The sequence below is a fragment of the Undibacterium sp. Ji22W genome, from assembly GCF_049340305.1.
Lineage (GTDB): Bacteria > Pseudomonadota > Gammaproteobacteria > Burkholderiales > Burkholderiaceae_D > Undibacterium.
In genome coordinates this window covers 1-321 of the sequence record NZ_JBMPOU010000019.1, presented here as the reverse complement: position 1 = coordinate 321, position 321 = coordinate 1, and the positions used below count along the sequence as shown (strand labels likewise).

At 55.8% G+C, this 321-nt stretch carries 1 protein-coding gene; it reads right to left on the bottom strand.

Features of this window, described 5'->3' with window-relative positions; genetic code table 11:
- A partial coding sequence (locus ACO0KW_RS20405) for a hypothetical protein (protein ID WP_423055178.1) occupies nt 1-321 on the bottom strand: 321 nt, incomplete at both ends.

Sequence of the window (321 nt, the reverse complement as noted above, 5' to 3'; positions counted from 1 at the left end):
AGGTGACCGTGAAGGTCGCTGTGCCAGCCGCTTCGTTGACGATCACGTCGTTGATCGACAAACTTGGTGTTGCATCGTTGTCTGTGATCGTGCCCGTACCTGTTGCCGACGCATTCGTGGTTGTACCGGCTGTGCGTGTTGCCGTTAAGACGAAGGTTTCGTCGAGTTCATCCAACAAATCTTCCGTCACTGGCGTACGTACCAAGACACTCGTCGCGCCTGCGGCAATCGTCGCCGTAGCCGCATTGTTCCACGTCGTTCCACCATCCGTTGATACTTGCAGATTCGTCGCTGTCGCACTACCGTAATCCGTACCACTGC